This window comes from Streptomyces chattanoogensis (genome assembly GCF_001294335.1).
Classification (GTDB): domain Bacteria; phylum Actinomycetota; class Actinomycetes; order Streptomycetales; family Streptomycetaceae; genus Streptomyces; species Streptomyces chattanoogensis.
This window is the reverse complement of sequence record NZ_LGKG01000146.1, coordinates 38,420-54,724: the sequence shown is the minus strand read 5'-3', so window position 1 is coordinate 54,724 and position 16,305 is coordinate 38,420. Positions and strand designations below refer to the sequence as shown.

Here is a 16,305-nt window from a genome sequence, read left to right as displayed (position 1 = left end):
CGCCTACCCGTACGAAAGGTCGGAGCACGGGCTGTCGTCGGCGGAGCGGGCCTTGTCGGCCACGTGCGGCGGCATGTCGTCGGAGAAGGACGGGGACGAGGGGGAGGCGCCGGGCGGCTCGGGATGGTCCGCGTAGGACCGGCCGAGGGTGACGCTGATTCCGGGGGCGGTGGCCTGCTGGACCTCCGCGCCGGGGAAGAAGCGTGCCAGAGCGTGTGCCTGGTCTGCCTGGCCCGGCCCGTACGTGACCACCGTGGTGGCGTGGTCCTGGGCCGCAGCGGTGGCGGTGCCGGTGACGGTGAAGCCCGCGGTCTTCAGACCGGCGGCCGCGCGGGCGGCCAGCCCTGTGACGGTGGTGCCGTTGTAGACGGCCACGCTGATGCCGGCTCCGGACACCGACGCGTCGGGACTCGGTGCACCGGGCGCATCGCCCTTGCCGTCCCCGGCCTTCCTGGCGTGCTGGGACGTGCCGCTGGCGTCCTTGCCGTCGACGGTGCGGTCCGCCCTCAGCGCCGCCCACAAGGCGTCGGCCTGCGGGTGCACCACCGCGACCCGCGCGCCCTGGTAGCGCCACGGCAGGGTGACGAACTTGGTGTTGTGCAGGTCGATGTCCTTCAGTGACATCGCGAAGGCCATCAGCTTGTTCGCCGTGCCCAGTCCCGGATCGACGGTCATCGACTCGGTGGCGGCGTTCGCGAGCGGCAGCAGCGTCGCCGGATTGACTCCCTCCGACTTCACCTTCTTGATGAGGCCCGCGACGAAGGCCTGCTGGCGCTTGATCCGGCCTATGTCGGAACCGTCGCCGATACCGTGCCGGAGACGGACGTAGTCCAGAGCCTTCTGACCCGAGACCGTCTGCAGCCCCTTGGGGAAGATGACCTTCCCCCGTGACCCCCGGTTGGGGTCGAGATCGCCCTGATAGACGTCTTTGGGCAGGCACACGGATACGCCGCCGACCGCGGAGGTCATCTTCGAGAAGCCCTGGAAGTCCACGACCACGGTGTGGTCGACGCGCAGTCCGGTCAGCTTCTCCACCGTGTTCTGGGTGCAGGCGGGATTGCCCTTGGCGGTGTCTCCCACGCTGAACGCGGTGTTGAACATGACGTCGGTCTGCGCTGCGGTCCAGTTTCCGTCGGGCAGCTTGCAGGGCGGTATGTCCACGAGGGCGTCGCGGGGCAGGGACACGGCGACCGCGTGCCGGCTGTCCCCGTAGATGTGCAGCAGGAACGCGGTGTCCGAGCGCCCCACATCCCCTTCCCCGCCGCCCAGCCTGCTGTTCCCGCCCGAGCGCGAGTCCGAGCCGATGACCAGCACATTGCTGCCTCCGGCGCCCGCGGCGGGCCGGTCCCCGCTCACCCCGTCCGCGCCGAACGTCGTGATGTTGCCGTTGAGTTTCAGGTAGATCCACCCGGTGCAGGCGACGAGCAGCACAAGAAAGGAGACCGCTGCCACGGCAGCCATACGCGCCTTGCCGCGCTTGCTCCGCCGCCCCATGGCAGGTTCGTCGCCGCGGTGTCCGGCCCGTTCCTTGTGGCTGGCTGTCACGTGTGCACCTCATCCGTGCGGTTCCCTGCAGGAGTAGACGGCTACCGGCCACTCAGGGTTGTACAGTTGCGCAATGTAGCAAGTGAACTCTTGAGCCGGGCTCCTCGGCCCGCGACTCCGATCACAAGAGAGGACGGGCGGCAATGCTGCGCAACGGACTGGAGCCCTGGCACCTGCTGATCGTCGCACTCGTCGTCATCTTGCTGTTCGGCTCCAAGAAGCTCCCGGACACCGCACGCGCACTCGGCAAGTCGCTGCGGATCCTCAAGAGCGAGACCAAGGCCATGAGGGATGACGACAAACCGCCGGCCGCCGCATACGAGCCCGGCCCGCAGGCACCTGCGGAGCCGCGCACGATCCACGCCACGTCCGCCGGTGCCACGACCGACGGTCCGGCTGCCGCCCGTACCGGATCCGACCACCCGGCGCCGGTTCCCGGCGCCGGGCCCCTCGCCTGACGCGGTACACCGCCACCTTCTCCTTCTCCACCTCATCGGGGGAAACGCGTGTATGAACTTGACCGCTTACGAGCGGAGGACGCACCGGTCTTTGAAAGGATGCTGGATCGAGCGCTGAACTCCGAGGAAATCCGTGCGGCACTGCACGGCGCCGGCGGAACTCCCCACGCCGAGCAGCTGCGTACCCAGGCACGGGGCGCGCGAGAGGCCATCGTTTCCGCGGCGGCCGTCGAGTACCGCGCCTACCTCCAGCTCCGTGCGTCCACCGCCCGCTCCCGTCCCGCGCAGCAATCCGCCGAGACGACGGCGCGCGCCGGGGCCGGGCTGCTCCCCGCACTGGGCGTGCTCGTACCGGGCCTCTCGGCCACGGCCGCCGCCGTCTTCCTGCTCTTCGGCTGCGGCCTGCGAGCCGTCGGCATGGGCTCTCGACTCGCTGACGAGCTGATCTTCGCCGGCCTCACAGCCGGGGCGATCGCGGCGGCGGCGACGCTGATCGGACTGGTCTGGATGCTCGTCACGGCGGCGCGCAATCGCGCGGCGGCGGATGCCGGGACGCCCGGAGACATGGACTCCGCTGCCACGCGGGCCCGCGAGGCCTGGCAACAGGCTCTTCTCGAGCGCGGGGTGACGCCGTTCCTGCTCGGGCTCCTCGACGACACAGGCCCGGCCGGGAGCGACGGCCCGGCAGAGTTGGCCGACAGCCCGAGTGGCGGCAACCAGACGCAGCACCTGGGCCCAGGCTTCAGTACGCCCGACTTCACGGGTCCTGACTTCGGCAGCCCGGGGTTCACCGGCCCTGACCTGCCGGGCAGCGGGTGACGGCATAGGGTGTGCCTGGGATTCCTGGGAATCGCATGCCAGTCATTGCAGGGTCAGCTGTCGCAGGGGGATCGACGTGGGAACATCCGGGGCGTCCAGGACCGTGGAGGAAGCCGCCGGGGCCAGGCCCCGGCGCACGCTGAACACGCTGTTGTGGGCCGGGCTGATCCCTCTGGTGGCCACTGGGGCCGGGTTCCTCGCCCAGTACCCCTACGGCATGTTGTGGGTCGGCGTCATCATCGTGCTCGGCACGGCGGCAGCCGCAGCGATCGTGGCGGGCGGCGTCTGGAACCGGGCCGGTGCCGCAACCCTTGCCTCCTTCGGCACCCTGGCGCTCGCACTCTTCGCCGGGCCCAACCTGTATGAGACCTACGTGAAGCAGCTCGGCGAGCGGGTCGACGCCCTGGTGGCAGACACCGGGGAACGCACCAACGCCAAGGGGACCAAGCTGGCCGTCTGCCGTGTCGTCGATACTTCGGGGGAGATCCAGGACCTGTCCGAACAGCAGAACTGCCACGGCCAGTTCACGCCGAAGCAGCACGTCATCCTGTTCAAGGATCCTCTCGGCGGCCTCGACCCCTGGGTGGAGGCAGGGGACGACCGCAGTCTGGACGGCGTGGGACCGGGCATCACCGGCGGCCTCTTCGCCGTGACCGGTTCGGCCATGTTCTACGCCGGCCAGAGGCGGCGCTCGGACCGGGACATGGCGGCGAAACTGCGCCGTAAGTACGGACCTCCGCGTCTCTCGGAGGGGTGAACCACCGGCACCCGCTCAGAGATGGGCGGCGATCTCGGGCATGAGGTCCTGAAAGGTACGGCCGTGGGCGGGGGCGCCGAGGGCGGCCATCTGCCAGCCGGGACCCGAACGGTGGACCTTGGCCATGATCTGGGCTGTGTGGGAACCGCCGCCGGTAAGGGTGTAGCGGGCCAGCTCCTGGCCGTTGGCCTCATCGACCAGCCGGCAGAACGCGTTCTGGACTTCCTGGAAGGTCTGGCCGGTGAACGAGTTGACCGTGAAGACGATCTGGTCGATGTGCACGGGCACACGCTGCAGATCGACCAGGATGGATTCGTCGTCGCCTCCCTGGCCGCTCCCGCCCACGACGTTGTCCCCGGTGTGCCGGACCGATCCGTCGTCGCTGATCAGGTGCTGGAAGAAGACGACGTCGACCGGCTGCGTGCCGGCGAAGAGCACCGCTGAGGCATCCAGGTCGATCTCGCGGGCGGTGAGCCGGGCGAGAAATCCCTTACGGGGCGCGGCCTGCCAGCCCAGCCCCATCCGTACGACGTTCAGCGCCCCGCCGTCGGACTTGCTCAGGCTGACCTGCTGGCCCTTGCTCAGATTCACGGACATCTGATTCCTCTCTTCCTTCGGATCCGGCTGACCGTGCCTTGAATCTACAGCACTGTAGAAGTGGCCGCCCTGCCGCCTTCGCAGCGGCGGAGGCAGCCGTGGGTGTCGTGCAATCGGCCTCCGCCGGGAGCCTCTACAGGGCTGTAGAGACCACACGTAGGATCCCGGTGTCATGGTCATGGGTCTGCCGGACGGGCGGGTGACATGCGACCGGCGATTACGGGGGTTTCACCGATGAGACTGTGCTTCCTGGTGGAGGAGCAGTACCGCCACGACGGCATGCCGCTGGACGTCGTCCGCCGGCTCACCGCCTGGGGCCACCAAGTGGAGGTGATGCGGCCGGGCCGGTCGCTGATCCGGATGTCCGAGGCGATACGAGCGGGCAGCCACGACGCCTGGGTCCTCAAGACGGTCTCCGGCGGGCCGGGCCTGAGCCTCCTGGAAGCCGCCGCTGCGGTCGGGTTGACGACGGTGAACGACGTACGGGCGATCCGCGGCGTACGCGACAAGGCACTGGCCGCGGTGATCGCCCGCGCCCACGGCCTGCCGGTCCCGGTGACCTATGCGGCGTCCCGGCCCGAGGAGTTCGCGCAGCTGCCCGACGCGGACTTCCCCCTCGTGGTCAAGCCGGCGGACGGCAGCTCCGGGCGCGCCGTCCGCCTGGTCGAGAGCCCCGACAGCCTGACGGATCCTGGCGCGGAACCGGCAGGCGACGGACTGCTCATCGCCCAGCCCTACGTCCCCAACTCCGGTACGGATCTGAAGGTGTACTGCGTCGCCGGCGAGCTGTTCGCCACCGAACGGTGCTCCCCGCTGCACCCCGGCCACGCCGTACGCGAGCGCCGGGTGCCGCTCACCCCCGAAGTCGCCAGAATCGCGGAAGAGGTCGGCGCGGCCTTCGGCCTCGACCTGTACGGCGTCGACTTCCTGCTCGGACCGGACGGGCCGGTGGTCGTCGACATCAACGACTTCCCCAGCTTCCGCCAGGTGCCGGACGCGGTCGCCCGGGTCTCATCCGCCGTACTGCACCTCGCCCGTACACCGTCCGGCGGCCTCGTCGGGACGCACCCTGCCGTCGCGCCTCTCCCCGTCCCGGCCCACCCCGCGGCCCGATAGCGCTCATACCTCGGGCCGACGGGGAGGGACGACTACCTCTTGCGGGCCGCATAAAACGCCCATGCCTTCCGCCGGAGGGACCGTCCCCAGTAGTAGGTGCGCATGGGCAGGGAGAGGTGGCGCGGCCCGCTCCGCCCCGTCGGCGGCGGTCCCACTGTCGGCCGCGCAGGAGGCGATCCTTCCGTCAGCCACGTGGGCCGGCGCTGCGCAGGCCGCCACGTCGGCTGCGATGGTGCGGGCTGCGACGTGCGCTGCGGTGGTGCGGGCTGCCACGTACGCTGCGGTCGTGCAGGAGACGACGTCGACAGCGGAGCCGTGGTCACCGCGGACGGGGTCTGACGGCGCAGCCTCCACCTGGTGAAAAGAACGGCGAAGGCGACGGTGCCCAGCAGCCCCCAGCGGAACGGCACCGAATCCACGAATTCCGCCCAGGAGAAACCCTGCTCGTCCGCGGCCTGGCGCGCTGCGGCCGGTGACGGACCGCCGCTCAGCAGCAGGGTCCGCTCGCTTCCGCCGGCGCCCCGGACGGGCCTGTCCCAGGACCGGTCGACGCTCGTGGACGCGTTCGGCCACTCGGCCTTGAACCGGCCGTCGTCCACCTTGTGGAAGGGGACGTGCGACAGGTCGACACCACCGAACACATACGTCTTCTGGTAGACGACGGTGCCCTTCGTCGTGCGGCGAGTGACCTTGAACTCGCCCTTCTTGTAGGAGTCGACGTAGTCGTCGAACGTGTCGCGCGGCTTCCAGTCGCTCTTGGTGGTCCACCGGCTGACGTCGCCCTGGTCGATGAGCTTCGCGTAGGTCACGTTCTTGCGCCGGCTGACGTCGCGGTACCACTCGGCCGCGACCCGGCTCATATACACCCGTCGCAACTCGGCGTACTCCGGGGCGGTGTTCACCGCCTTTTCCACCTTCGGCAGGATCATGCTGCGGAAGAGGGACTCGTTGTGCTCCTCGGCGGATTTCTCCTGGGTGCACGCCTTGGTGCCGCCGGCGCCGACCTCCCGCAGATATTGGGTCTCCATCTTCACCTTGAGCGGCGCGTCCATGATGTACAGCTCATCCGGCGTCGCATGGACCTTGGCCTCGCCCGGCACGATCCATGTGCGCATGGACATGCACCTCCCCTGGATCCGGCCCCAGTAGTCCGCGCCGAGTGTGGTGTCCGGGTGGATCAGCTGCGCAATCGTCTTCTTCATGCGCAAGTCGGCCTGGAGCAGAATGCGTCCGGCGTCGGTGCGCCCGAATGCGGAATCGGCGATGCGGTCGGGCTCGGTGGGGTTGAGGTTCACCCAGAACGCGGACGGGCGCAGCGAGAGCCAGACGAAGAACGCGTCCGACGCCTCCGCCACTGCCTTCACCCCGTCCGACCGCCGGTTGTCACCGCCGGTCCCGACGGGGGCCGCCCCCATGGAATAGCGCAGACCGGTCTTCGCCGAGCCGGTGTCGGACAGATAGCGCAGGTTCAGTGAGGAGAAGTCGATACCGCCGGGGTCGGATTCGGGCATTCCCAGCATCTTGGCGAGCGCGGACGGCTTTCCGTCCCTGGAATTGCCGTCGGGGTCGCCTTCGCCGCAGGGGTAGGCGGCGCTGCGGACGGAACCGGCGGGCGGTGCATACGCCGCCATCAGGGCGAGTGGCTGACCGGGCTTCGGCTTCCCTAGCCCCGAGGTCTCGCACTCGCTGGCGGCGCCGGGAGTGAAGGCGGAATCCACGGCGGCCTGTGCCTTGGGATCGGGGGCGGACTTCATCTCCGCTCGGCGCTTGGCCTCGTCTCTGAGCCCCTTCGTGAGGTCTTCTTTGATCTTCTCCGCCTCCCCGCCCTCCCAGCTCTGATGGGTGAGGGAGAAGAAGATCTTGAGGTGCGGTGCGTATTTCAGGAGCTTTTCAGAGCAGCGGCTGCGGCCGGTCCTGCACGGTGAACGCTCGGACCACAATGCCAACAGCCGTTCCCAGGGGATGCCTTGCTTCCTCAGCGTTCTGAGGAGCTCCATCTCGGCGTGGAGTGTCCCGGGGTTCTCCTTGGACCTTTTGGGGTTGGAATTGTCCCTCAGAGGATTGTTGAGCCGGGGAACGACCAGCAAGGCCGTGACTTCGGGGTCCAGCCCCAAGGCGGCGAACAGGTCCGGACTGGCCGATGCCTCCCTGATCTGGAACCCGCCGTACTTCTTGCTGAGCTCCGCGAGTGCCGTCTCGGGATCGTCCGCATGCCGGGCCTTGTCGACCTCCGACGTCATGTCGACGAAGCCGACCGCGGCGTTACGGTACAAGGCCTCCGGTTTGTCAGGAGACGCCATCCCGGCCTTTTTTCGCACGTCGTAGCCGAACTGGCTGATCGGGTGGTCGTAGAGCGGTATCTCCCCCCACTCATCGGGCATCGGGGGCTTCGCCTGGGCGGCGGGCAGTGCATAAGCGGGAGGCAGCGTTTCCGTCGGCAGCGGGGCGATCACCGCCGCCAGTGCGACGACGGCCGTCACCAGCCGGCGGGCCCACCCACGAGAATGCGCGCGCTTGCCGTTCCCCTTCTTCCTCCAGGCGATGCGCTGCCGGCCGGCGGTGACCGGGGAAGGGAGCGGGGTGCCGGGCATGGGCATGGTAACTCCGGTCGGCTGTCTCGGTGTTGACCGTCAATTCTTACCGGAGGCGCTGAAATGCCGATGAAATTTCGCAGAGGTGCGGGAGCGGAGGCGTGGGGAGGTGCCGGGCTTTTCTCGGCTGCCGCGGCTGCGCTCGTCGTCAGACGCTAGCGGGGCACGAAGCGGTTGACCAGGAGCGTGAGACGGTCGGGCACGCGGTCGGCGGGCAGGCGTCCGGCGCGGGTGAGGGTGACCAGTCCGTGCAGTGCGGCCCAGAACGTCTCGACGAACAATCCCGGCTCGTCGGGATGTGTGTGGTCGGCCAGCGGGTCCAGCAGGGACTGGAACGCCTCGCGCAGGGGGGCGGGGGTGGCCTCGTCGGCGAAGGGGAGGCCGTTGTCGAGGCTGAACATCGCGTCGTACAGGGCGGGGTTGTGCGCGGCGAAGTCGGTGTAGGCGCGGGCCAGCGCCGCCATTGCCTCCCGGCCTGCGGTTCCTTCCTGCACCGCGGCGCGCAGCGAGGCCGTCAGCTCGGCGAACCCCTCCAGCGCGACCGCTCCCACGATCTCGTCCTTGCCCCGGAAGTGGCTGTAGAGCACGGGCTGGCTGTACTCGATCTGCTCGGCGAGCCGGCGCGTGGTGACCGCGTCCCACCCGTGGGTTTCGGCGAGTTCGCGGGCCGTTGAGACGATCAGCTGGTGGCGGTTGGCCCGCTCGCGTTCCTTGCGTTCACGTACCGACATGCCTGAATGCTAGCACCGCTAGACAGTCGAGCGATGACATGTCTAGCATCGAATGTGAACCTAGCGGCGCTAGAACCGCTGGGGCGCTTGCCCTTGGGAGGGGACATGCAGAACATGCGGGACGCACTGGCCGTCGTCACGGTGGTCGTCGTCGGGGTGATGGTGGGCGTGGAGTTCGCGGTGGCGGTGTTCGTCAACCCGATCCTCGATCGGCTCCCGAACGACGGCGGACTCGACGCTCGCAGCGACGGGGCGCGCGTGCTCGGCCGGGTCATGCCGTTCTGGTACATCGGCTCGGTCGTCCTCGGCGCGTTGTGGGCCGCACTGGCCTGGGGCGCTGCGGGAGCGACGTTCGTCGCCGCGGGCACGGTGCTGCTCGTGCTGAGCGTGGTGATGTCGATCCTGCTGCTGGTGCCGATCAACTCGCGTGTCGCGACCTGGTCGCGGGAGGGCGTGCCCGCGGACTGGAAGCAGCAGGTGAGGCGGTGGGACCGGTTCCACTACGTCCGCGTCGGCGTCATCGTGCTCGCCTTTGCGCTGTTCGTCGTCGCGCTGGTCTAGAAGCTCCCCCGTCCTCGGTGGGATGGAGGAGCACAGCGTGCTGCAGACCCGCCCGACGCAACCAGGTGCCGGAGCCTCGTCCGGCCCGGAGCTGGCGAGCCGTCAGAGCCCCAGCGCCTCGGCCACGCGTCCCGTGTGGTGGTCGGCGTCGCCGAAGGACAGGGCCGCCGCCGTAGCGTGGCGGGTGAAGAAGGGGAGGTCGTGTTCGGCCGTGAAGCCGATGGCGCCGTGGACTTGGTGGGCCAGTGCGCAGACCCGCTCGTACCGCTCGCTCACCCATGCCTTGGCCCCTGACACCGCCAGCTCGGCAGGGAGATCCCGGGTGAGCCGCCAAGCGGCCTCGTACGTGCTCACGCGGGCACCGAGGACGTCCACGGCCATGTCCGCGCAGTGCTGCTGGACCGCCTGGAAGCTGCCGATGGGGCGGCCGAACTGCTCGCGTGTCGTGGCGTACGCCACCGTCATGTCGAGCACGCCCTGCGCGCCGCCGACCATCTCGGCGCAGGTGGCGGCGGTGCCCAGAGCGGCGGCTGTCGCGGCCACGGCGCCGCCGCCTCCCACCGTGCCGACCACTCGGGAAGCGGGGACGGGGGCATCGGTGAAGGCCACGCGGTATTCGGGCGTGTTGCCGACGACGTCGAGGCGGTGCCGGTGCAGGCCCGGGGTGCCCGCCTCCACCAGCAGTGCCGTCAGTTCCGTCCGGTCGCCGACCTGGGCCATGACGAGCATCGCATCGGCGGTCCCGGCGTACGGGACGAACAGGGCCGTCCCGTCGAGGCGGAACCCTCCGCGGCCCGACGGGGTCGCCGTCAGGGTCGAGCCGGCCGTGCCCCAGTGGCCGTGCGGTGCCGCGCGGACGTACGTCAGCGTGCGGCCCTCCGCCACCGCGCCCAGCCACTGCGCGCACAGTTGCGCGCTGCCGTGCCGCGCGAGCGGGAGGGCCGCGCAGGCCACGGTGGCCAGGAGGGGGCTCGGTATCTGGTGGCGGCCGAGCTCCTCGCAGAGCAGGCAGAGGTCGGTGAAGCCGGCGCCCAGGCCGCCGTGTTCCTCGGGCAGCACGAGCGCGGGCCAGCCGAGTGCGGTCATCTCCTTCCACAGTTCCGGCGAGTGGCCCTCGGGCTCCTCGCGTACCGCCCGTGCGCCGGCCGTCATACGCCGGGCCGCCAGCAGCTCGGCTGCCGCAGCCTGGATGTGCCGCTGGTCCTCGGTGGAGGTCAGGTTCATCGCTTCTCCGATGTCGGGGGTGTCAGGGGCGCGCGGGTGCCCTGGGCCCGGCGCCGGTGCGGGGCGGGTCAGGACCGGGGCAGGCCCAGTCCGCGGGTCGCGATCACGCTGCGCTGGATCTCCGTCGTGCCGCCGAGAAGCGTGGCGGCCACCGCGTCGAAGCGCATATGCGCGAATGCGGCGTCCATCGGCGCGCCGTCCCGCTGCCACAGCTGGGCGTACGGACCGAAGGCCTTCGCGCCGGTGCGGGCGAGGCGTTGGTGCAGTTCGGCGCCCAGCAGCTGACTGACCGACGCCTCGTAGCCGGGTACGGCGCCGGCGGTCTGCCGGGAGGCGGTCAGACGCGCCATCGCGTACTGGACGCGCAGCTCGATATGGCGCTGGGCGATTTCATGCCGCAGGACGGCGGTGTCCGCGCGGCGGAAGTCCTGCCCCTGCGCCGAGCGCAGAGAGGTGATCAGTCGCTCCAGCACCCGCTCGAACTTGATGGTGGCGCCGATACCCGCGCGTTCGAAGCCGAGCGCCGCCATGGCCACGTACCAGCCCCGGTTCTCCTCGCCGACCCGGTTGGCGACCGGCACCCGCACATCGTCGAAGTGGATCTCGGCGAACGGATCGGCGCCACGCATGTCGCGGAGGGGGCGGATGGTGATGCCGGGGCTGGTCGCGTCGATGAGCAGGAAGCTGATGCCCTTGTGCTTCGGCGCCCGCGGGTCGGTCCGCACCAGGACGAACAGCCAGTCGGCATGCTGGGCCGACGACGTCCACACCTTCTGCCCGTTGACGCGGTACACCTCGGCATCGGCTGCGTCGGATGCCTCGGCCGGCTCGCGAACTGCCGTGGTCCGCAGCGAAGCCAGGTCGGAGCCGGCGTCCGGCTCCGAGAAGCCCTGGGCCCACACCGTCTCGCCGCGCGCGATGCCGGGCAGATGCGCCGCGCGCTGCTCGTCGTTCCCGTACTCCACGAGCGTCGGGCCGAGCAGCATCGCACCGATGCCGTTCACGGTGGGGACTTCGGCGCGCATCATCTCCTCGCGGAGGATGAACTCCCGCATGGGCGACAACCCTGCACCGCCGTAGGCGACGGGGAGGTGCGGGGCGATCCAGCCCCGTTCGGCCAGGGCGGCCGCCCAGGCGCGGGCTGCGGCGCGTCGCTCCGGGTCCGCGGAGCGCCGGTCGGCCGGCCAGTCGTAACCCCAGACATCCTCGGGCTCCAGGCTGTGTTCGGCCTCCGGATCCGGCCGGTAGCAGGCGGGAAACCGGTCCCGGACGAAGGCGCGCACCTCCTGCCGGAATTCCCGCTCCTGCGCGGTCTCTTCCCAGTCCATCGCCTCTTCCCGGTCCATCGCCTCTTCCCGGTTCACGTTCTCTTCCCGGTTCACTGCGCGACGCCCTGCCGGAGCAGGTGCTTGGCGACCTTGTCGGTCGCCGTACGCGGCAGTTCGTCGAGGAACTCCACATAGCGGGGCACCATGTGCCGGGGGAGCTGCTTCCGGCAGAACTCCACGATTTCGGCGGCATCCAGGCCGGAGCCGGGGCGTCCGACGACGAACAGCTTCACGTCCTCTTCCTCCAGCTCTGACGGCACCCCGACGGCGGCGCACTCAAGCACGGCCGGATGCAGATTGACCTCGCACTCCAGGTCGAAGGCGGAGATGTTCTCGCCCCGCCGGCGTATGGCGTCCTTCATGCGGTCCAGGAAGTAGAAATAGCCGTCGCCGTCGCGCCACACCCGGTCACCGGTGTGGAACCACATATTGCGGAAGCAGTGGGCGGTGGCGTCCGGAGCGCCGTAGTACCCGCTGGTGATGATGGACGGCTGCTTGGGGCGCAGGACCAGCTCGCCCGGCTCTCCCGGGCCGACCTGCCGGTCGAGTGCGTCCACGACGCCGGCCTCGAAGCGCTCGTGGTGCACCTGCCCGCAGGAGCCGAGCCGCCATTCGCCGTACGGGCTGCCGGTCGCGATGCCTGCCTCGGTGCTGGTGTAGCACTCCGCGGAACGGACTCCGAACCTGTCGTAGAGCGGTTTGTCGAGGGCCGATTTGCCCATGTAGAAGACTTCCAGGGGGTGGTCCTTGTCGCGCTCGGTCGGCTTCTGGTTGAGCAGCATGGGGATCATCGAGAAGACGCTCAGCGCGACCTGGGCGCCGAAGTGCCGTACGTCGTCCCAGAACCGCGAGACATGGAACCGGTCGGCGATGGCGAGGGGGCTGCCGGAGAGCAGTGCGGACAGGGCCCCGTCCCACAGACCCGCGGCATGGAAGAGGGGAAGCGGGCAGTAGGCCGTCTTGCCCCACCGGTCGAGAAAGTCCAGCGAGTCCAGGGCGCAGGTCAGGGCGAGCGAATGGGAGACCATGGCGCCCTTGGACGGGCCCGTGGTCCCGGAGGTGTACATGATCGCCTGGAGGTCGCAGAACGCCACATCGGCGCGGGGGGTGTCGGCACCGTAGGACAGCAGACTGGACAGGGCGACCGCCGGCTTGCCCAGCGCGCCGAACGGTGCCCGAGCGGCGTCGTGGGTCCGTACGACGACGTGTGCCAGGCCGGGCAGGCAGGGCGTGAGGGCGGGCAGTTCCTCGGCGTACGGGGCGTCGATGACGAGGTAGCGGGAGTGGGAGTTGGCCAGGGCGCGGCGCAGGAGGTTGCCGCACAGGGCCGTGTTGACGGGGACGGCCACGGCGCCGAGTCGGCTCAACGCAAAGACGGTGTAAAGGAGTTCGGGGCAGTTGGGCAGCATCACCGCGACATGGTCGCCGCGGCTGACGCCGAGCGCCGCGAGTCCCTGGGCCACTCGGTTGGTCATGTGGTGCACATGTCCGAAGCTGAGGTCGCCCTGGCGGAACTTCAGGAAGGTCTCGTCGCGGTGGCTCTCCGCCCGCGTGCCGAGAACGTCCCCGATGGTGGTCATCGAATCCAGTGCGATGTCATGCATCCGTGCCTCCGTCGTGCCCGCAGGTGGTGAGGGTGTAGCCGCGGCCCCAGGCAGTGCGGATCTCGAGCCGCAAGGGGGTGATCCGGCGGCGGATTCTCATGATGTGGAGATCGAGGGCGTTGCGGCTGGCGTGGGGGTTGCCTTGGCACAGCCGCTTCCTGAGGGATTCGCGCGGCACCACCTCGCCGAAGTTGACGGTCAGCAGCCGGACCAGTTCGGCCTCGGTCGGTGAGACGGTCACGGTGCGGGAGCCATGACGGATGGTGCCGTTGGGGTCGACCTGTGGAGCGCAGTCACCGAGGTTGCGGGCCTGGAGCGCGGCGATCCGGGCCTGGACGTCCTCGTTCCTGGTGGGCAGCCGTATCCAGTCCTCACGGACGTCGTCGCATACGGGTGCGTCGGTGCCGTCGTCGATGATCAGCAGCCTCAGGTGCCCGGATTCCCGGCACCACTCCCGTTTGTGTGCTTCCCGTGGCCAGCGGATGATCTTCACGCAGGGCTGACAGCCCGCATTGTTCAACATCGTTCTCCCTCGGGCGCCGAGGTGCGAAGTCCGGTGTGGAGCCCGGTACGGAGTGTCGTCGTCGGCCTGTCTGCCGCCGTCATGCGACTGGTCGGATTCATGCGGCTACACCACCCTGCGCAAGGAAGTACGGAACCGCTGCGCCGACTTGACGTAGTCCTCGACGATGTCGGCGACGGCTTCCATGGGGAACATCGTGTTCTCGCGGTTCTTCGCCGGCACCCCGAGGGCGATGCAGCCCGTCGGCACATGTCCGTCGAAGGTGATGACCGCACCCGCCGCGACCATCGCGCCCGATTCGATCACGGAGGAGTTGAGGACGACCGAGCCCGAGGCGACGAGACAGCCGTCACCGACCCACGCGCCCTCGATGTGCACACAGTGCCCGATGACCGTGCCCGCGCCGATGACGGCGGGCGTCTCCGGGGCGGCGTGGATGACGCTGCCGTCCTGGATGTTGGTCCGCGCACCCACTTCGACGCGACCGTCGTCACCCCGCAGTACCACTTGCGGCCATACGGACGCGTGCGCGGCCACGCGCACATCGCCGATCACCGTCGCGTCGGGGTGGACATAGGCATCGGGGTGGATCTGGGGCTCGACGTCGCCCAAGGCATAAATGGGCATGCCTGAACGCTCCTTTCTGTCCGGAGACGGGAGGGAGGAACGGAGAGAGGGATGGAAGGAGGGAGGGAGTGGGGGGAGGGGCGGGGGGAGGCCGGGCAGGTGGGCGGAAGGGCGGGCGGTGCGTCAGCCGTAGATCCGGTACACGACCTCCGCGACACACGCCGGTTTGGGCTCGCCCTCGACCTCGACGGTGGCGTTCACCAGCATTTCCATGGCTCCGACGCGGACTTCGGTCACCGTGCCGACACCCGCGTGCAGCCGCACCCGCGCGCCGCGCGGCACCGGGCTCGGCAGCCGGACCCGGTTCACGCCGTAGATCACATTCATCCGGATCTCCTGGAACTCCAGCAGCCGGTCGACGAGCGTGCCCACCAGCCCCAGGGTGTGGAACCCGTCCGCGACGGGCCCGCCCAGCGGGGACTCGGCGCCCTCCTCGTCGGCATGGTGGGCGTGGGTGTCTGCGTGGGTGGCGTGGGCGAAGGCCGCCACATGCTCCTGGTGGACCGGCACCCACCGCGTGCGGCCGAGGTCCGTTCCCGCGAGCTCGGCAAGCCCGGCGAGACCGTGCACCGTCGTCGTCATCGGCTCTCCTGCGCTTGGTCGGATTGGGGTGACATCACGTCAGGTCGATTGCTGTGTCCGCCTGTCGGCTGTCCTTCGGCGGCGCGGGGCTCGGGCAGGCGCCAGGCGAGCGCGGCCGGTACGAGCAGGATGCCGATCAGGGTGGCGAGCACGGCGCGTACCCCCCAGGCATCGGCCAGCATGCCGAAGAGAGGCGACAGGAGGCCGCCCGCCGAGAGGGTGACGCCCAGCGTCAGTCCGCTCGCCGTGCCGATGCGGGTGGGCAGGTAGTCCTGCGCCAGGGTGACCTGCGCGGCGAACGGCACGAACAGGACCGTGCCGTAGAGGAACGCGCAGACGAGCACCCCGGCGATCTCCGGCATGAGGACGACTCCGGCGACGGCCAGGGCGGACACGAGGTAGCCGTAGCGCAGGGCGGCCAGGCGGCCCCAGCGCTCGGCGCTCCACCCGCCCGCCAGCGTGCCGACGACGCCGCCCGCGGTGAACGCGGTCAGGGTCGCCGACCCCGTGGCCGCCGAGACGCCGAACCGGCTGATGACATACAGCGCGGCCAGCGACCCCATGACGACGTACGGAATCGACCAGAACACCGAGATGACGGAGAGCGTGCCGAAGGCCCGCCAGTCATCCGAGTGGCCGGCCTGCCCGGCATGGCGCTCAACGCCCGCTGTTCCAGGGTGAGTTGTGGTGGTGACCCGCCAGGAACGCCGGGTCACCAGGCAGACCGCGCCCATCACGACGGCGGGCAGGGCGAGCAGCCAGGTGCCGGACACACCGGCACCGTTGATCACCACGGACACATAGAGCGGGGCGAGCGCGACGCCGATGTTGCCGCCGACGGCGAAGACGCTCATCGACCGTGCGTCGCCGCCGCCGAGGGTGCGCGCCGCCATCGCGCCCGCCGGGTGGTACGCGGCCAGCCCGATGCCGGCGAGCGCGACGGCAAACCAGGTCCACACATACGCGTCGCCCAGGCCGGACAGTCCCACGCCGACTCCCGCGGTGACCATGCCGGCCGGTATCAGCCAGCTCAACGGCCGACGGTCGGCCAGCAGTCCGACCAATGGTTGTATCAGGCTGGACAGCCCGGTCGCGGCCAGTGTGATCCCGGTGATCAGGGTGTAGCTGTAACCGCGTCCGGCCTGAAGGAACGGCAGCAACGCGGGGATCGCACCCTGGTACATGTCGTTGACCCCATGGGTCACGGTGAGCAGGCCGAGGTCTCTCTTGTTCTTCACACGT

General features: G+C 69.7%; 16 protein-coding genes. 5 read left to right on the top strand and 11 right to left on the bottom strand.

The window, feature by feature from the left end:
- Nucleotides 1–3 precede the first annotated feature (3 nt).
- Nucleotides 4–1,545 carry an LCP family protein gene (locus ADL29_RS23495; RefSeq protein WP_470621679.1) on the bottom strand — a complete coding sequence of 514 codons (1,542 nt, stop codon included), beginning with the start codon at nt 1,543–1,545 and terminating at the stop codon, nt 4–6.
- 143 nt (nt 1,546–1,688) lie between these two features.
- On the opposite strand from ADL29_RS23495, the gene tatA reads away from it, so the two are divergent.
- The 3 genes from tatA (at nt 1,689) to ADL29_RS23480 (ending at nt 3,579) form a co-directional block, all read left to right on the top strand.
- Nucleotides 1,689–2,003, top strand: a complete 315-nt coding sequence (gene tatA / locus ADL29_RS23490; RefSeq protein ID WP_053925573.1) for a Sec-independent protein translocase subunit TatA — start codon at nt 1,689–1,691, stop codon at nt 2,001–2,003.
- A gap of 99 nt (nt 2,004–2,102) precedes the next feature.
- Nucleotides 2,103–2,822: a hypothetical protein gene (locus ADL29_RS23485; protein ID WP_245689599.1), complete on the top strand. Its 720-nt coding sequence runs from the start codon at nt 2,103–2,105 to the stop codon at nt 2,820–2,822.
- Between the two features lie 76 nt (nt 2,823–2,898).
- The gene (locus ADL29_RS23480; protein WP_157878554.1) at nt 2,899–3,579 is read left to right on the top strand and encodes a hypothetical protein; all 681 of its coding nucleotides are present in this window, start codon (nt 2,899–2,901) and stop codon (nt 3,577–3,579) included.
- 15 nt (nt 3,580–3,594) lie between these two features.
- Here ADL29_RS23480 and ADL29_RS23475 read toward each other — a convergent pair whose 3' ends face one another.
- On the bottom strand, nt 3,595–4,176 hold the full coding sequence (locus tag ADL29_RS23475) for a TerD family protein (RefSeq protein ID WP_053925570.1): 582 nt from the start codon (nt 4,174–4,176) through the stop codon (nt 3,595–3,597).
- 234 nt (nt 4,177–4,410) lie between these two features.
- On the opposite strand from ADL29_RS23475, the gene ADL29_RS23470 reads away from it, so the two are divergent.
- Nucleotides 4,411–5,292 (top strand): ATP-grasp domain-containing protein, encoded by an 882-nt coding sequence (locus ADL29_RS23470; RefSeq protein WP_053925569.1) that lies wholly within the window; start codon nt 4,411–4,413, stop codon nt 5,290–5,292.
- A 32-nt stretch (nt 5,293–5,324) separates the two neighbouring features.
- Here ADL29_RS23470 and ADL29_RS23465 read toward each other — a convergent pair whose 3' ends face one another.
- Together ADL29_RS23465 and ADL29_RS23460 are read right to left on the bottom strand one after the other, a co-directional pair.
- Entirely contained in the window at nt 5,325–7,889 is a 2,565-nt protein-coding gene (locus ADL29_RS23465; protein ID WP_078971222.1) for a nucleic acid/nucleotide deaminase domain-containing protein, read from the bottom strand.
- Between the two features lie 149 nt (nt 7,890–8,038).
- The gene (locus tag ADL29_RS23460) at nt 8,039–8,614 is read right to left on the bottom strand and encodes a TetR/AcrR family transcriptional regulator (protein WP_053925567.1); all 576 of its coding nucleotides are present in this window, start codon (nt 8,612–8,614) and stop codon (nt 8,039–8,041) included.
- Nucleotides 8,615–8,728: 114 nt separating this feature from the next.
- On the opposite strand from ADL29_RS23460, the gene ADL29_RS23455 reads away from it, so the two are divergent.
- The gene (locus ADL29_RS23455; protein ID WP_053925609.1) at nt 8,729–9,175 is read left to right on the top strand and encodes an anthrone oxygenase family protein; all 447 of its coding nucleotides are present in this window, start codon (nt 8,729–8,731) and stop codon (nt 9,173–9,175) included.
- A gap of 102 nt (nt 9,176–9,277) precedes the next feature.
- Here the strand turns inward: ADL29_RS23455 and ADL29_RS23450 are convergent, their stop codons facing one another.
- The 7 genes from ADL29_RS23450 to ADL29_RS23420 all read right to left on the bottom strand — a co-directional run bounded on the left by ADL29_RS23450 (nt 9,278) and on the right by ADL29_RS23420 (nt 16,301).
- Entirely contained in the window at nt 9,278–10,399 is a 1,122-nt protein-coding gene (locus tag ADL29_RS23450; protein WP_053925566.1) for an acyl-CoA dehydrogenase family protein, read from the bottom strand.
- A gap of 68 nt (nt 10,400–10,467) precedes the next feature.
- Nucleotides 10,468–11,763, bottom strand: coding sequence for an acyl-CoA dehydrogenase family protein (locus tag ADL29_RS23445; protein ID WP_245689598.1), 1,296 nt, complete (start codon nt 11,761–11,763; stop codon nt 10,468–10,470).
- Between the two features lie 14 nt (nt 11,764–11,777).
- Complete coding sequence (locus ADL29_RS23440) at nt 11,778–13,331, bottom strand: AMP-binding protein (protein WP_053925565.1); 1,554 nt, start codon at nt 13,329–13,331, stop codon at nt 11,778–11,780.
- Nucleotides 13,324–13,854, bottom strand: coding sequence for a winged helix-turn-helix domain-containing protein (locus ADL29_RS23435; protein ID WP_078971221.1), 531 nt, complete (start codon nt 13,852–13,854; stop codon nt 13,324–13,326). Before ADL29_RS23435 ends, ADL29_RS23440 begins: the two co-directional genes overlap by 8 nt.
- Nucleotides 13,855–13,959: 105 nt before the next feature.
- On the bottom strand, nt 13,960–14,481 hold the full coding sequence (locus ADL29_RS23430; protein ID WP_053925564.1) for a gamma carbonic anhydrase family protein: 522 nt from the start codon (nt 14,479–14,481) through the stop codon (nt 13,960–13,962).
- Nucleotides 14,482–14,604: 123 nt separating this feature from the next.
- On the bottom strand, nt 14,605–15,063 hold the full coding sequence (locus tag ADL29_RS23425; protein ID WP_053925563.1) for a MaoC/PaaZ C-terminal domain-containing protein: 459 nt from the start codon (nt 15,061–15,063) through the stop codon (nt 14,605–14,607).
- Complete coding sequence (locus tag ADL29_RS23420; RefSeq protein ID WP_063788518.1) at nt 15,060–16,301, bottom strand: MFS transporter; 1,242 nt, start codon at nt 16,299–16,301, stop codon at nt 15,060–15,062. Before ADL29_RS23420 ends, ADL29_RS23425 begins: the two co-directional genes overlap by 4 nt.
- Nucleotides 16,302–16,305 lie beyond the last annotated feature (4 nt).

Excerpts from the sequence above, each read along its gene's own strand:
- tatA (WP_053925573.1), top strand. The coding sequence starts at position 1,689 with ATGCTGCGCAACGGACTGGAGCCCTGGCACCTGCTGATCGTCGCACTC.
- ADL29_RS23485 (WP_245689599.1), top strand. The coding sequence starts at position 2,103 with ATGCTGGATCGAGCGCTGAACTCCGAGGAAATCCGTGCGGCACTGCAC.
- ADL29_RS23475 (WP_053925570.1), bottom strand. The coding sequence starts at position 4,176 with ATGTCCGTGAATCTGAGCAAGGGCCAGCAGGTCAGCCTGAGCAAGTCC.
- ADL29_RS23470 (WP_053925569.1), top strand. The coding sequence starts at position 4,411 with ATGAGACTGTGCTTCCTGGTGGAGGAGCAGTACCGCCACGACGGCATG.
- ADL29_RS23465 (WP_078971222.1), bottom strand. The coding sequence starts at position 7,889 with ATGCCCATGCCCGGCACCCCGCTCCCTTCCCCGGTCACCGCCGGCCGG.
- ADL29_RS23460 (WP_053925567.1), bottom strand. The coding sequence starts at position 8,614 with ATGTCGGTACGTGAACGCAAGGAACGCGAGCGGGCCAACCGCCACCAG.
- ADL29_RS23455 (WP_053925609.1), top strand. The coding sequence starts at position 8,729 with ATGCGGGACGCACTGGCCGTCGTCACGGTGGTCGTCGTCGGGGTGATG.
- ADL29_RS23450 (WP_053925566.1), bottom strand. The coding sequence starts at position 10,399 with ATGAACCTGACCTCCACCGAGGACCAGCGGCACATCCAGGCTGCGGCA.
- ADL29_RS23440 (WP_053925565.1), bottom strand. The coding sequence starts at position 13,331 with ATGCATGACATCGCACTGGATTCGATGACCACCATCGGGGACGTTCTC.
- ADL29_RS23435 (WP_078971221.1), bottom strand. The coding sequence starts at position 13,854 with ATGTTGAACAATGCGGGCTGTCAGCCCTGCGTGAAGATCATCCGCTGG.
- ADL29_RS23430 (WP_053925564.1), bottom strand. The coding sequence starts at position 14,481 with ATGCCCATTTATGCCTTGGGCGACGTCGAGCCCCAGATCCACCCCGAT.
- ADL29_RS23425 (WP_053925563.1), bottom strand. The coding sequence starts at position 15,063 with ATGACGACGACGGTGCACGGTCTCGCCGGGCTTGCCGAGCTCGCGGGA.